We start from the raw sequence: 14926 nt of genomic DNA, 5'->3' as shown, positions 1-14926 counted from the left end.
GTCAGGCTCCCGCGGCCGACTTGAGGTCGGCGGCCCGGTCGGTGCCCTCCCAGGTCAGCTCCGGCAGCTCTCGGCCGAAGTGGCCGTACGCGGCGGTCTGCTGGTAGATCGGGCGCAGCAGGTGCAGGTCCCGGATGATGGCGGCCGGACGCAGGTCGAACACCTCGGCCACGGCCTTCTCGATCGAGGCGACCGGCACGGTCTCGGTGCCGAACGTCTCGATGAACAGGCTCACCGGGTGCGCCTTGCCGATCGCGTACGCGACCTGCGCCTCGCACCGCTCGGCCAGCCCGGCGGCGACCACGTTCTTGGCCACCCAGCGCATCGCGTACGCGGCCGACCGGTCGACCTTCGACGGGTCCTTGCCGGAGAACGCGCCGCCGCCGTGCCGGGCGTACCCGCCGTACGTGTCCACGATGATCTTCCGGCCGGTCAGGCCGGCGTCACCCATCGGGCCGCCGATCTCGAACCGCCCGGTCGGGTTGACCAGCAGCCGGTAGCCCTCGGTCTCCAGGCCGAGGCTCTCCAGCTCCGGGGCGATGACGTGGTCCCGGATGTCCGGGGTGAGCAGCGACTCCAGCGAGATGTCCGCCGCGTGCTGGCTGGACACGACGACGGTGTCGAGCCGGACCGGGCGCAGCCCGTCGTACTCGATGGTCACCTGCGTCTTGCCGTCCGGCCGCAGGTACGGGATCGTGCCGTCCTTGCGGACCGCGGCGAGCCGCCGGGCCAGCCGGTGCGCCAGCGCGATCGGCAGCGGCATCAGCTCGGGCGTCTCGGAGCAGGCGAAGCCGAACATCATGCCCTGGTCACCGGCGCCCTGCGCGTCCAGCGCGCTCTCCGACCCGCCGGTACGCAGCTCGAAGGCGTTGTCGACACCCTGGGCGATGTCCGGCGACTGGGCGCCGATGGACACGCTGACGCCGCAGGACGCGCCGTCGAAGCCCTTCTTCGACGAGTCGTAGCCGATGCCGAGGATGGTCTCGCGGACGATGGTGGGGATGTCGGCGTACGCCTTCGTGGTCACCTCGCCGGCCACGTGCACCTGACCGGTGGTGATCAACGTCTCCACCGCGACCCGGCTGTGCGGGTCCTGGGCGAGCAGCGCGTCGAGAATGCCGTCACTGATCTGGTCGGCGATCTTGTCCGGGTGGCCCTCCGTGACCGATTCGGACGTGAAGAGACGTGTCACGGCACTCCTAAGCATGTGAAGACTTTTAAAGGTCGCTCGGCGGCAGTTTAGTCACCATCGTTCCGCCGCGACCCGACGAACGAGGGTCGACCAACCGTCAGGAACGCGACGGCAACCGCTGACGGACGAGATCCCAGACGGCGTCGGCCAGGGCCTCCTTGGGTTGCTCGGGCAACCGGTGCACGGCGCCGTCGGCGCCGATCACGGTGGCCGCGTTGGTGTCGGCGCCGAAGACCTTGTCCGCGCCGACCTCGTTGACCACGATCATGTCGGCTCCCTTGCGGGCCAGCTTGGCCCGGCCGTTGGCCTCCGCGTCGTCGGTCTCCGCGGCGAAGATCACCAGCACCTGTCCGGGCCGGCGACGCCGCCCCAGCTCGACGGCGATGTCCGGGTTGGTGACCAGCTCGATGGTCGGCGCGACACCGTCGTCGGACTTCTTGATCTTCCCGGTGGCGTAGCTGGCCAGCCGGAAGTCGGCGGGCGCGGCGGCCATCACCACGGCGTCCGCGCCGGCGGCCGCCGCGAGCGTGGCGTCGCGCAGTTCCTCAGTGGTGCCCACCCGGACCAGGTCCGCCCCGGCCGGGTCGGGCAGCGCCACGTTGGCCGCGACGAGCGTGACCCGGGCGCCCCGGGCCACGGCGGCGCGGGCGAACGCGTACCCCTGCTTGCCGGACGACCGGTTGCCCAGGAACCGGACCGGGTCCAGCGGCTCGCGGGTGCCCCCGGCGGTGACCACCACGTGCCGGCCGGCCAGGTCGGCCTCGGCCTCGGAGCCGCGGGCCAGCGCCCGGCGGGCCACCGCGAAGATCTCCGCCGGCTCGGGCAGCCGGCCCTTGCCGGTGTCCCGCCCGGTGAGCCGCCCCACGGCCGGCTCGATCACGCGGACGCCCCGCGAGCGCAGCGTGGCCACGTTCGCGACGGTGGCCGGGTGCTCCCACATCTCGGTGTGCATGGCCGGAGCCAGCAGCACCGGGCAGCGCGCGGTCAGGAGCGTGTTGGTGAGCAGGTCGTCGGCGAGGCCGTGGGCGGCCTTGGCGAGCAGGTCGGCGGTGGCCGGTGCGACCACGACCAGGTCGGCGTGCTGCCCGAGCCGCACGTGCGGCACCTCGTGCACGTCGGACCAGACGTCGTCGGCGACCGGCCGGCCGGACAGCGCCGCCCAGGTGGGAGCCCCGACGAAGCGGAGCGCCGAGGCGGTCGGCACCACCCGGACCCGGTGACCCGACTCGGTGAAGAGCCGGAGCAGCTCACACGCCTTGTAGGCGGCGATGCCGCCGCCGACCCCGAGGACGATCTCGGCGGGCATCGGCGCGGGCGCGGTTACGGCTGGTCGGTCGGCTCGGCGGTGAGCAGGCCCGCGTTGATCTCGCGCATGGCGATGGAGAGCGGCTTCTCCTGCGGGGTGGTCTCCACCAGCGGGCCGACGTACTCCAGGAGGCCCTCACCGAGCTGGCTGTAGTAGGCGTTGACCTGACGGGCGCGCTTGGCGGCGAAGATGACCAGCGCGTACTTCGAGGTGGTCTTCTCGAGCAGCTCGTCGATCGGCGGGTTGGTGATGCCCTCGGGGTTGGTGGCGATGGATCCCACGAATTAAACCTCTGCGTCTCGTGCGCCGCCCGCGGGCGGTCGGGCCGGAGCCAGGAAGGACGAACCGAGCAATCCTACCAGCTCCGCCGCGGCGCGCTCGGTGTGGTCGTGTGCCACGGCGTGGGCGAAGACGGCCGCCACGTCCGGGTCGGCCCGGTACGCCGGGGGCGCGAGCAGCACCAGCCGGGCGCCGGGCGCCGCCGCCCGTACCGCCAGCGCGCCGGCCAGGTCCAGCGGCAGCAGCACCGGCCGGCCCTCGGCGAGCCGCGCCCGCACCTCGGCCCGGGGCACCCCCCGGCGGTACGGCCCGATCCGGCACCACTCCAGCAGTTCCCCGGCGGCGATCAGCCGGTCGAAACCGGGCGCGTCGAGGAAGACCCGGTCGACCCCGTCGCGCTCGTCCGGACGGGGTGGGCGGGTGGTGGCGACCACGGGCACCCAGACAGACGCAAGGCGCGCCCGGACCGCCTCGACGACACTGCTCCGGCCGGCCCCGGAGGGACCGGACAGGACAGTGAGCCGAGCCGCCGAGCGCGCCTCGTCATCCGTGCTCACCGCTTGTTTCTACACGGCGGTCCGTTCAGTTGGCGGCGAACTCTCCGAGCAGAGCCTTGCGCTGCTGCTCGCCGAGGCCGCGCAGGCGACGGCTGTCCGCGATCTTGAGCTTCTCCATGATCTGGGTGGCCCGGATCTTGCCGATGCCCGGCATCGCCTGGAGCACGGCCGAAACCTTCAGCTTGCCCACGACGTCGTCGGACTCGGCCCGCTCGAGGACGGTGGCGAGGGTGGTCTTGCCCTGCTTGAGCTGCTCCTTCAGCTCAGCGCGGGCCTTGCGGATCTCCGCGGCCTTCTCCAGCGCGGCAGCGCGCTGCTCGGGGGTCAGTGACGGGAGCGGCACCAGTTCTCCTCAGGTCCCTAGTACGGCGGGCTGAGCGCCCCACCGCATCTGTGAAACGTGGTGTCGCTGGCAACCAAAGGGGTCCGTGGTTCCCAGCGCGGGGAAAACTAGCGGTCAACGGAGATTTCGGCAACGTGGGCGCGCGATGATCACCCCAAAGTGACCGAGCCGTCAGTCAGTCCGCCGCGCCCAGGGCGGCCCGGCAGTCGGCCAGCACCCGCTCGGTGGCGGCCCGCAGGCCGGCCGGGTCGGGGCCCGCACCGAGCACCTCCCGGGAGTACGAGGGGAGCACCGACGGCAGCGCGGCGCCGAACACGGTACGCAACCCGGCGGGCGTTCCGCCCTGCGCGCCCAGCCCGGGCGCGAGCAGCGGACCGTTTACCGAGTCCAGATCGTGACCCGTCTCGCCGACTGTCGCACCGACCACCAGACCGAAGCTGCCGAGCGGCTCCGCACCCCGGTTGAGCTGGGAAATCTCGTCGATCACGGTCTGCGCGACGGTGCGCCCGTCGGCGCCCACGGCGCGCTGCACGGAGGCGCCCTCCGGGTTGGAGGTGAGCGCCAGGACGAAGACCCCGCCACCGTGCTCGGCTGCGGCGGAGAACATCGGAGCGAGTGAACCTACTCCCAGGTAGGGGCTCGCGGTGACCGCATCGACATACAGCGGGCTGGATGGATCGAGGTACGCCGACGCGTACGCGGCGACGGTCGAGCCGATGTCACCACGCTTGACGTCAAGCAGAGTGAGCGCTCCCAAATCTCGCAACTGTCGGATAGTTGACTCAAGCACCCCGACACCCCGGGCGCCGAAGCGCTCGAAGAACGCCGACTGCGGCTTGATCACGGCCACCCGGTCACCGATCGCCTCCACCACTGTGGCGCAGAACCGCTCCAGGCCCGCCACGTCGTCGGACAGGCCCCAGGCGGTCAGCAACCCGGGGTGCGGGTCGATCCCCACGCAGAGCGGCCCTCGTTCCGCCACGGCCCGGTGCAGACGGGCGCCGAACGTCTCCATCGCGTCTCTCCCTCTCCCGGCGGCTCCGGGCCGCCTGGCGTGTCCGGCGACGGGCCTTCCGTCGCGCCCTGTCGAACCCGGCCGGGCTCAGCCGGCCTTGACCGCCGCGGCCACTCCGGCCGCGATCCGCGCCACGTCCGCGGCGTCGCAGACGTACGGCGGCATCGTGTAGACGAGATCCCGGAACGGGCGCAGCCACACCCCCTCGGCCACCGCGGCGGCTGTGGCCCGGGGCAGGTCCACCTCGTGGTCGAGCTGCACCACCCCGATCGCGCCGAGCACGCGTACGTCGGCCACGCCGGGCGCGTTCCGCAACGGCGCCAGGCCGGCCCGCAGGCCCTCGGCGACGCCCGCCACCCGTCCCGCCCAGTCCCCGGCCCGCAGCAGGTCCACCGAGGCGCCTGCGACGGCGCAGGCGAGCGGGTTGCCCATGAACGTCGGCCCGTGCGCCAGCACCCCGCCGGCGGAGATGGCCCGCGCCACCTCGGGCGTGCACAGCGCCGCGGCGAGCGTCAGGTACCCGCCGGTGAGCGCCTTGCCGACGCAGAGCACGTCCGGGGTGACGCCGGCGTGCTCGGCGGCGAACATCCGGCCGGTGCGGCCGAAGCCGGTGGCGATCTCGTCGAACACCAGCAGGATGCCGTGCCGGCGGGTCACCTCGCGCAGCACGCGCAGGTAGTGCGGGTGGTGGAAGCGCATCCCGCCGGCGCCCTGGACGACCGGCTCCACGATCACCGCGGCCAGTTCGTCGGCGTGCCGCTCCACCGCGTCCACCAGCGCCGCCTCGTACGCCGGATCCGGCGCCGCGTCGAAGCCGGGCGGCGGCGCCGGCGCGAACACCTGCCGGGGCAGCACGTCGCCCCAGAGGTGGTGCATGCCGCCCTCCGGGTCGCACACGCTCATCGGGTGGAACGTGTCGCCGTGGTACCCGCCCCGCCAGGTGCCCAGCCGGCGGCGCTGCGGGCGTCCCCGCGCCCGCTGGTACTGCAGGCACATCTTCACCGCGACCTCCACGCTCACCGAGCCGGAGTCGGCCAGGAAGACGTGTTCCAGGCCGTCCGGGGTCAGCTCGACGAGCGTGCGCGCCAGGCGTACGGCGGGCTCGTGGGTGAGCCCGCCGAACATGACGTGGCTCATCCGCCCGAGCTGGCCGGTCACCGCGGCGTCGAGCACCGGGTGCCGGTAGCCGTGGATCGCCGCCCACCACGACGACATCCCGTCGACCAGTTCCCGCCCGTCCGCGAGCCGCAGCCGCACCCCCTCGGCGCTGTCCACCACGTACGGCGCGCTCGCGCCGGGCATCGGGGCGTACGGGTGCCACACGTGCCGCCGATCGGCCTCCAGGATCTCCTCAGGCGTCACGTCTCCTCCTTCGCCCTGCTCCCCTCCCCCGCGATCTTGCAGCTGCCGCCCCGGCCGCGCCCGGAATGAGGCGGTGTGCCGGGGCGGAAAGCGCAAGATCGCGGGGGTGCGGGGTGGGTCAGGGTCGGGTGGTCCGGGTTATGGATCGGGTCAGGGACGGGCCCCGGTAGATGAAGCCGGTGTAGAGCTGGAGCAGGGAGGCGCCGGCGTCGAACATGCGCGTCGCGTCGTCGGGGTGCAGGATGCCGCCCACGCCGATCACCGGCAGCCGGCCGCCGGTCTCCCGGTGCACGAAGGCGACCATGTCCCGGGCCCGGTCGGTCAGCGGCCGGCCGGACAGCCCACCGGCCTCGGCACCGCGCTCCCGGTCGGCCGGGGCGAGCCCGTCACGGGACAGCGTGGTGTTGGTGGCGATGACCCCGGCCGCGCCCCGGTCGAGGCACACCTCCAGCAGCTCGGCCACGGCCGGCTCGGTGAGGTCCGGGGCGATCTTCACCAGCACCGGCTTCTCCCCCACCAGCGCGGCGAGCAACGCGTCCAGATGGGACCGGTCCTGAAGCGACCGCAGCCCGGGGGTGTTCGGTGAGGACACGTTCACCGCGAAGTAGTCGCCGTGGTCCTTGAGCGCCCGGTACGAGGCGAGGTAGTCCTCGACCGCCTCGTCCAGCGGAGTCACCTTGGACTTGCCGAGCGAGATGCCCAGCGGCACGCCGAGCGGGCGCGGCAACGCGGTCAGCCGGTCCGCGAGCGCCGCCGCGCCCGCGTTGTTGAAGCCCATCCGGTTGATCACGGCTTCGCTGTCGCGCAGCCGGAACAGCCGGGGCCGGGGATTGCCCGGCTGGGCGTGCGCGGTCACGGTGCCGACCTCGACGAAGCCGAAGCCCAGCGCCGGCCAGGCCGGCAACGCGAGTCCGTTCTTGTCCATGCCGGCCGCCAGCCCGACGGGGTTGGGGAAGCGCACCCCGAACACGGTGCGTGGTGCCGGCCGGAAGTACGCCGCCCGCAACGCCGCGAGCACCGCCGGCTGCCGCGACACCGCGGCCAGCCGCGCCAGCGTCCACTCGTGCGCGCCCTCCGCGTCCCCGCCCGCGAGCGAGAACAACCGGGGCCGCACCACCTTCTCGAAGATCACGCCCCAGCCCCCCGCCCGGCCTCCCCGGCCTCCCCGTTGATCATGAGGTTGGCGGCGATGTGGATCTCCATATCCGCCGCCGACCTCATGATCGACGCAGTGGAGCGGGGGGTCACTCGCCCGCCCGGAGAGCGGCGTGCAGGTCCTGCAGGGGACGGACCTTCAGGTCGCCCCGGATCCGGGCCTCGATGCCCATGACCGCGGCGGCGGCGCCGGGGACGGTGGTGACGCACGGGATGTCCGCGGTCACCGCGGCGCTGCGGATCTCGTACCCGTCGGAACGGGCGCTCGCCCCGGAGCCCTGCGGCGTGTTCACCACCAGCGCCACGTCCCCGCCGAGGATCAGCGAGACCGCGTCCGCGCCCTCACCCGACTCGTAGTGCTTGCGGATCTGCTCGCAGGCGATGCCGTGCCGGCGCAGCACCTCGGCCGTGCCGGTGGTGGCCACGATCTCGAAGCCCAGGTCCGCCAGGCGCTTGATCGGGAAGATCATGCCGCGCTTGTCCCGGTTGGCGACCGAGACGAAGATCTTCCCGGCGGTCGGCAGCGACCCGTACGCGGCGGCCTGCGACTTGGCGAACGCCTGACCGAAGCCGGTGTCGATGCCCATCACCTCGCCGGTGGACTTCATCTCCGGGCCGAGCAGCACGTCGATGCCCTTGCCGGACGGGGTGCGGAACCGCTTGAACGGCAGCACCGCCTCCTTGACCGCGATCGGCGCGTCAGCCGGCATGGTGCCACCGTCGCCGGTGGGTGGCAGCATGCCCTCGGCGCGCAGCTGCGCGATGGTGGCGCCGAGCGCGATCCGGGCCGCCGCCTTCGCCAGCGGCACCGCCGTGGCCTTCGAAACGAACGGTACGGTCCGGGAGGCGCGCGGGTTGGCCTCCAGCACGTAGAGCATGTCGCCCTGCAACGCGTACTGGACGTTGAGCAGGCCGCGCACCCCGACGCCGCGGGCGATCTGCTCGGTGTAGTGCCGCACCTGGGCCAGGTGCGAGCCGGCCAGGGTGATCGGCGGAAGCGCGCAGGACGAGTCGCCGGAGTGGATGCCGGCCTCCTCGATGTGCTCCATCACGCCGCCCAGGTAGACGTCGCCGTCGGCGTCCACGAGCGCGTCCACGTCGATCTCGATGGCATCGTCGAGGAACCGGTCCACCAGCACCGGGCGGTCCGGCGAGATGGCGGTGGCCCGGCCGATGTAGTCGCGCAGTGTGGCGTCGTCGTACACGATCTCCATGCCGCGCCCGCCGAGCACGTACGAGGGGCGGACCAGCACCGGGTAACCGATCTCGTCGGCGATCGTCTTCGCCTCGTCGTACGAGGTGGCCATGCCGTGCGCGGGCGCGCGCAGCCCGGCTCGGGCCAGCACCGCGCCGAACGCGCCGCGCTCCTCGGCCAGGTGGATCGACTCCGGGGAGGTGCCGACGATCGACACCCCGGCGTTCTTGAGCCGCTGGGCCAGGCCCAGCGGCGTCTGCCCGCCGAGCTGCACGATCACCCCGATGACACCGGGTCCGCCGGCCTCCTTGCCGGAGGAGTCCTCGGCGTGCCAGACCTCCAGCACGTCCTCGAACGTCAGCGGCTCGAAGTAGAGCCGGTCCGCGGTGTCGTAGTCGGTGGAGACGGTCTCCGGGTTGCAGTTGACCATGACCGTCTCGTAGTCCACGTCTCGGAGAGCCTGGACCGCGTGCACGCACGAGTAGTCGAACTCGATGCCCTGCCCGATCCGGTTCGGCCCGGAGCCCAGGATGAGCACCTTCGGCCGGGCCGAGGGCGCCACCTCGGTCTCCGAGTCGTACGTCGAGTAGTGGTACGGCGTGGTCGCCTCGAACTCGGCCGCGCAGGTGTCCACCGTCTTGTAGACCGGGCGGACGCCGAGCCGGTGCCGCAGCGTGCGGACGCCGTCCTCGGCGGCCAGCTCGGGACGCAGCGCGGCGAGCTGCCGGTCGGACAGGCCGGCCCGCTTGGCCCGGCGCAGCAGGCCGGCGTCGAGCACCGGCGCGTCCACGATCTCGGCGCGCAGCTCGACCAGCGAGGCGATCTGGTCCAGGAACCACGGGTCCATGCCGCCGGACGCCTCGGACACCTCGGCGATCGACGCGCCGAGGCGCAGCGCCCGCTCGACGGTGTAGAGCCGGCCGTCGTGCGGCGTGCGCAGCGCGGCGAGGGTGTTCTCCTTCGTAGCGCCCGCCGGGTCCGAAGTGGTCCAGAAACCAGATGATTTGGTTTCCATCGAGCGCATCGCCTTGTTCAGCGCCTCGGTGAAGTTGCGGCCCAGGCTCATCGCCTCGCCCACCGACTTCATCGTGGTGGTCAGCTCCGGGTCCGCGCCGGGGAACTTCTCGAACGCGAACCGGGGGATCTTCACCACCACGTAGTCGAGCGTCGGCTCGAACGCGGCCGGCGTCTTCAGCGTGATGTCGTTCGGGATCTCGTCGAGCGTGTAGCCGATGGCGAGCTTCGCGGCGATCTTCGCGATCGGGAAGCCGGTGGCCTTCGACGCCAGCGCCGAGGAGCGCGACACGCGCGGGTTCATCTCGATCACGACGATCCGGCCGTCGGCCGGGTTCACCGCGAACTGGATGTTGCAGCCGCCGGTGTCCACACCGACCTCGCGCAGCACCGCGATGCCGAGGTCACGCAGCCGCTGGTACTCCCGGTCGGTGAGCGTCATCGACGGGGCGACGGTGACGCTGTCGCCGGTGTGCACGCCCATCGGGTCGACGTTCTCGATCGAGCAGACCACCACCACGTTGTCGTGGCGGTCGCGCATCAGTTCGAGCTCGTACTCCTTCCAGCCGAGCACGCTCTCCTCGATGAGCACCTCGTGCACCGGGCTGGCCGCCAGGCCCGAACCGGCGATGCGCTCCAGGTCCTCGTCGGTGTGCGCCATGCCGGAACCGAGGCCACCCATGGTGAACGACGGCCGGATGACCACCGGCAGGCCCAGCTCGGCGACCGTCTCGCGGACCTCGTCCATCGAGTGGCAGACCCGCGACCGCGGCACCAGCGCCGCCGGATCCGCCAGCCCCAGCCGTACGCCGGCCTTGGCGACGATCTCCTTGAACAGCTGCCGGTCCTCGCCCCGGTTGATCGCCTCGATGTTCGCGCCGATCAGCTCCACGCCGTACTTCTCCAGCACGCCCGCCTCGTGCAGGGCGACAGCGGTGTTCAGCGCGGTCTGCCCGCCGAGCGTCGGCAGCAGCGCGTCGGGACGCTCCTTGGCGATGACCAGCTCGACGAACTCAGGCGTGATCGGCTCGACGTACGTGGCGTCGGCGAACTCCGGGTCCGTCATGATCGTCGCCGGGTTGGAGTTGACCAGGCTGACCCGGATCCCCTCGCTGCGCAGCACCCGGCAGGCCTGGGTGCCGGAGTAGTCGAACTCGCAGGCCTGTCCGATCACGATCGGCCCGGAGCCGATCACCAGGACGTGCTTGAGGTCGGTCCGCTTAGGCATTGTCGCGCCCCCCAGTCTGCTTCCGGTCGAGGCCGCCGCCCTCGATCAGCTCGGCGAAGCGGTCGAAGAGGTAGTCCGCGTCGTGCGGGCCGGCCGCCGCCTCCGGGTGGTACTGGACGGTGAAGGCGGGCACGTCCACGGCCCGCAGCCCCTCGACCACGTTGTCATTGAGGCAGACGTGCGACACCTGGACACCGCCGAACTCGGTCTGGATCACCTGATCCGGCACCACGGCGCCGTCCCCGGCACCCGGCACCTGCACCGCGAAGCCGTGGTTGTGGCTGGTCACCTCGACCTTGCCGGTGGCCCGGTCGAGCACCGGCTGGTTGATGCCGCGGTGGCCGTACCCCAGCTTGTAGGTGCCGAAGCCGAGCGCCCGGCCGAGGATCTGGCTGCCGAAGCAGATGCCGAACAGCGGAATCCGCCGGGTCAGCACCTCCCGGGCCAGCGCCACCGGGCCGTCGGCGGTCGCCGGGTCGCCCGGGCCGGGCGAGAAGAAGACCGCGTCCGCGCCGGTGGCGAGCAGATCCTCGATCGTCGACCCGGCGGGCAGCACGTGGGTGGTCACGCCGCGGGCGGCGAGCCGCCGCGGCACGTTGCGCTTGATGCCCAGGTCCACCGCGGCCACCGTGAACCGGTGCTCGCCCTGCGCCTGCACGACGTACGGCTCGGCGGTGGTCACCTCGTCGGACAGGTTCGCGCCGACCATCTGCGGCGAGCGGCGCACCCGCTCCAGCAGGGCGGCCGGGTCGTCGTCGACGCTGGAGATGCCGACCCGCATCGCGCCGCGCTCGCGCAGGTGCCGGGTCAGCGCCCGGGTGTCCACCCCGCTGATGCCGACGACGCCCTCGGCGGCGAGCCGGTCCTCCAGGCCGCCCGTGGCCCGCCAGTTCGAGCTGATCCGGGCCGGGTCGCGCACCACGTACCCGGCCACCCAGATCCGGTCGGACTCGTCGTCGGAGCCATTGACGCCGGTGTTGCCGATGTGCGGCGCGGTCTGCACCACCACCTGCCGGTGATAGGACGGGTCGGTGAGCGTCTCCTGGTAGCCGGTCATGCCGGTGTTGAACACGGCCTCGCCGAAGGTCTCCCCGACGCTGCCGTACGCCTCGCCGTGGAACGTGCGCCCGTCCTCCAGGACGAGGATCGCCGATCTACGCTTCACCATGCTGCGCCCCCTTCGATCCGGACTGCGGGACTCCGCTCCGCTACGTTCCTCGCTCGGATCAGTTCCTCCTCGATCCGGACTGCGGGACTCCGCTCCGCTACGTTCCTCGCTCGGATCACTTGACAGCCTTTCCGTCCAGGACCGTCGGCTCGCCGCGCAGGAAGGTCGCCACGATGCGACCCGGCAGCGTCATGCGGGCGTACGGGGTGTTGCGACTACGGCTGGCCAGCTCCGCCGGTTCGATCACGCGGCGGACGGCCGGGTCGACCAGGGTCAGGTTGGCCGGTACGCCGGGCGCCGGGTCGAGGCCGTGCCCGGCCAGCCCGGCGATCCGGGCCGGCGTGCGGGACATCCGCTCGGCGATCAGGTCCCAGCGGGGGCCGAACACGTCGAGCGCGATCGACAGCGCCGTCTCCAGGCCGAGCATGCCCGGCCGGGCGTACGCCCACTCGCACTCCTTGTCCTCCACGGCGTGCGGCGCGTGGTCGGTGGCGATGACGTCGATCACGCCCTCGGCCAGCGCCTCCCGCAGCGCGGCGATGTCGGCGGCGGTGCGCAGCGGCGGGTTGACCTTGAAGACCGGGTCGTAGCTCTCCGCCTTGGCGTCGGTGAGCAGCAGGTGGTGCGGCGTCACCTCGGCGGTGACCCGTACCCCGCGCGCCTTGGCCTGGCGCAGCACCTCGACGCTGCCGGCGGTGGAGACGTGGCAGACGTGCAGCCGGCTGCCGACGTGCTCGGCCAGCAGCACGTCCCGGGCGATGATCGCCTCCTCGGCGACGGCCGGCCAGCCGGTCAGGCCGAGGCGGGTGGACACCTCACCCTCGTGCATCTGCGCGCCCTCGGTCAGCCGGGGCTCCTCGGCGTGCTGGGCGATCACGCCGTCGAACGCCTTGACGTACTCCAGCGCCCGGCGCATCAGCCGCGGGTCGGACACGCAGTGCCCGTCGTCGGAGAAGATCCGCACACCGGCGGCCGAGTCGGCCATCGCGCCCAGCTCGGCCAGGCGCTCGCCGGCCAGCCCGACGGTGACCGCGCCGATCGGCTGCACGTCGACCAGGCCGGCCTCCCGGCCGAGCCGCCAGACCTGCTCCACCACGCCCGCGGTGTCGGCGACCGGGGAGGTGTTCGCCATCGCGCACACCGCCGTGTAGCCGCCGAGCGCCGCCGCCCGGGAACCGGACTCGACCGTCTCGGCGTCCTCCCGGCCGGGCTCGCGCAGGTGGGTGTGCAGGTCGACCAGGCCGGGCAGCGCGACCAGGCCGGTCGCGTCGATGACTGTGGCGTCGTCCGCGGCGAGCCCACGGCCCGTCCCGGCCACCACGCCGTCGCGGATGAGCAGGTCGGTCGGCTCGCCGCCGACGACGCTGACGCCTGTGATGAGGTACGTGGTCACCGGTTGTTCCCTCCGAGCAGCAGGTAGAGCACGGCCATCCGCACGGAGACCCCGTTGGCGACCTGTTCGACGATGGTGGAGCGGGGCGAGTCGGCCACCTCGGGCGTGATCTCCATGCCCCGGTTCATCGGGCCGGGGTGCATGACGATCGCCTGCCCGGGCAGCCGGCGCATGCGCGGCCCGTCGAGCCCGTAGCGGCGGGCGTACTCGCGGGCCGACGGGAAGTAGGAGTCGCCCATCCGCTCGCGCTGCACCCGCAGCATCATCACCACGTCCACATCTGGGAGAACGGCGTCGAGGTCGTAACAGACGTCGGTGCCGGGGGCCAGGGCGGCGGCGATGTCGACCGGGATGAGCGTGGGCGGGCCGACCAGTGTGACCTTCGCGCCGAGCGTGGACAGCAGCAGCACGTTGGAGCGGGCCACCCGGGAGTGCAGCACGTCGCCGACGATCGCCACGTGCAGGCCGTCGAGGCGACCCAGCCGGGACCGCATCGTGTACGCGTCGAGCAGCGCCTGGGTGGGGTGCTCGTGGGTGCCGTCACCGGCGTTGACCACCGATCCGTCCACCCACTCGGCGAGCCGGTGCGGTGCGCCGGAGGCGGGGTGCCGGACGACCACCGCGTCCGCGCCCATGGCCTGGAGCGTGAGCGCGGTGTCCTTGAGACTCTCCCCCTTGGTAACGCTGGAGCCCTTGGCGGAGAAGTTGATCACGTCGGCGCTGAGCCGCTTGGCGGCCGCCTCGAACGAGATCCGGGTGCGGGTGGAGTCCTCGTAGAAGAGGTTGACCACGGTGCGCCCGCGCAGCGCGGGCAGCTTCTTGACCTCGCGTCCGGCCACCGTCGCCATCTCCGCGGCGGTGTCGAGGACCAGGGTGGCGGTGCCGGCGTCCAGGTCGGCGCCGGAGAGCAGGTGCCGGATCATGAGAGGGAGCCTCCGTACAGCCGTACCTCGTCGGCGCCGTCGGTCTCGGCGAGGGTGACCTTGACGTTCTCGGCCAGCGCGGTGGGGATGTTCTTGCCGACGTAGTCGGCGCGGATCGGCAGCTGGCGGTGGCCGCGGTCGACCAGGACCGCGAGCTGCACGGACGCCGGGCGGCCGACGTCGCTGAGCGCGTCCAGCGCGGCCCGCACGGTGCGGCCGGAGAACAGCACGTCGTCGACGAGGACCACCCGCTTGCCGTCGATCCCGCCGGGCGGCAGGTCGGTCGGGCCGACCGCGCGCGTGGCGTGCCGGCGCAGGTCGTCGCGGTAGAGCGTGATGTCGAGCACGCCGACCGGGACTGTCACGTCCTCGAAGGTGCTGATCCGGGCCGCGAGGCGGTGAGCCAGCGGCACGCCCCGGGTCGGGATGCCGAGCAGCACGGTGCCGGCGGCGCCCTGGGTCTTCTCCAGGATCTGGTGAGCGATGCGGTCGACCACCCGCGACACGTCCGCTGCGGCGAGGATCACCTTCACCGAGGGTTGTCGCGGCGGCGACGAATGGGCAGCCGACGGGTAGGCCACGGCGGACCTCCTTCCCCGCCTCACGGGACGGGTCGTTAAAGGACGTCTGGTCGGCTCCGGCCGGCCCGCGAGGGCCCGGACCGGGGCTCCACGCCACGTTACCAGCGGTCACCGGGCCTCCCGCCGCCGGTCCTGACCTGCTGGTCAGCCCGGAGAAATGGGGACAAGCCACACGTGGGTGGCGGGCCCGGTGGACGGCAACACTTGACCACATG

13 protein-coding genes are annotated in these 14926 nt (G+C 72.5%); all 13 read right to left on the bottom strand.

Translation table 11 applies throughout. The annotated features are described in order from the left end of the window. Position 1 precedes the first annotated feature (1 nt). The 13 genes from metK to pyrR all read right to left on the bottom strand — a co-directional run bounded on the left by metK (position 2) and on the right by pyrR (position 14711). Entirely contained in the window at positions 2-1207 is a 1206-nt protein-coding gene (metK, locus tag KSK32_RS23260) for a methionine adenosyltransferase (RefSeq protein WP_216933115.1), read from the bottom strand. A gap of 82 nt (positions 1208-1289) precedes the next feature. Next, complete coding sequence (gene coaBC / locus KSK32_RS23255; RefSeq protein ID WP_216933114.1) at positions 1290-2498, bottom strand: bifunctional phosphopantothenoylcysteine decarboxylase/phosphopantothenate--cysteine ligase CoaBC; 1209 nt, start codon at positions 2496-2498, stop codon at positions 1290-1292. 14 nt (positions 2499-2512) lie between these two features. Next, the gene (gene rpoZ / locus KSK32_RS23250) at positions 2513-2779 is read right to left on the bottom strand and encodes a DNA-directed RNA polymerase subunit omega (RefSeq protein WP_013285517.1); all 267 of its coding nucleotides are present in this window, start codon (positions 2777-2779) and stop codon (positions 2513-2515) included. Between the two features lie 3 nt (positions 2780-2782). Further along, positions 2783-3334, bottom strand: a complete 552-nt coding sequence (locus tag KSK32_RS23245) for a guanylate kinase (RefSeq protein ID WP_120570503.1) — start codon at positions 3332-3334, stop codon at positions 2783-2785. 25 nt (positions 3335-3359) lie between these two features. Further along, a complete protein-coding gene (mihF, locus tag KSK32_RS23240) occupies positions 3360-3677 on the bottom strand; it encodes an integration host factor, actinobacterial type (RefSeq protein ID WP_013285515.1) in 318 nt (105 codons plus the stop codon). Positions 3678-3852: 175 nt separating this feature from the next. Beyond that, entirely contained in the window at positions 3853-4692 is an 840-nt protein-coding gene (gene pyrF / locus KSK32_RS23235; protein WP_216933113.1) for an orotidine-5'-phosphate decarboxylase, read from the bottom strand. Positions 4693-4779: 87 nt separating this feature from the next. Then, entirely contained in the window at positions 4780-6054 is a 1275-nt protein-coding gene (locus tag KSK32_RS23230; protein ID WP_216933112.1) for an adenosylmethionine--8-amino-7-oxononanoate transaminase, read from the bottom strand. A gap of 118 nt (positions 6055-6172) precedes the next feature. Beyond that, a complete protein-coding gene (locus KSK32_RS23225) occupies positions 6173-7186 on the bottom strand; it encodes a quinone-dependent dihydroorotate dehydrogenase (protein WP_216933111.1) in 1014 nt (337 codons plus the stop codon). A 112-nt stretch (positions 7187-7298) separates the two neighbouring features. After that, complete coding sequence (carB, locus tag KSK32_RS23220; protein ID WP_216933110.1) at positions 7299-10646, bottom strand: carbamoyl-phosphate synthase large subunit; 3348 nt, start codon at positions 10644-10646, stop codon at positions 7299-7301. Beyond that, on the bottom strand, positions 10639-11811 hold the full coding sequence (gene carA, locus KSK32_RS23215; RefSeq protein WP_216936311.1) for a glutamine-hydrolyzing carbamoyl-phosphate synthase small subunit: 1173 nt from the start codon (positions 11809-11811) through the stop codon (positions 10639-10641). Before carA ends, carB begins: the two co-directional genes overlap by 8 nt. A gap of 118 nt (positions 11812-11929) precedes the next feature. Further along, entirely contained in the window at positions 11930-13207 is a 1278-nt protein-coding gene (locus KSK32_RS23210) for a dihydroorotase (protein ID WP_216933109.1), read from the bottom strand. Continuing rightward, positions 13204-14130 (bottom strand): aspartate carbamoyltransferase catalytic subunit, encoded by a 927-nt coding sequence (locus tag KSK32_RS23205; RefSeq protein WP_216933108.1) that lies wholly within the window; start codon positions 14128-14130, stop codon positions 13204-13206. The genes KSK32_RS23210 and KSK32_RS23205 overlap by 4 nt, the downstream gene beginning before the upstream one ends. Next, the gene (pyrR, locus tag KSK32_RS23200; protein WP_216933107.1) at positions 14127-14711 is read right to left on the bottom strand and encodes a bifunctional pyr operon transcriptional regulator/uracil phosphoribosyltransferase PyrR; all 585 of its coding nucleotides are present in this window, start codon (positions 14709-14711) and stop codon (positions 14127-14129) included. The genes KSK32_RS23205 and pyrR overlap by 4 nt, the downstream gene beginning before the upstream one ends. Positions 14712-14926: the final 215 nt, after the last annotated feature.

It is taken from the genome of Micromonospora sp. WMMB482 (assembly GCF_019038635.1).
Taxonomy (GTDB): Bacteria; Actinomycetota; Actinomycetes; order Mycobacteriales; family Micromonosporaceae; genus Micromonospora; species Micromonospora marina.
The sequence above is the reverse complement of the archived record's forward strand: the minus strand, read 5'-3'. Positions and strand labels throughout refer to the sequence as shown.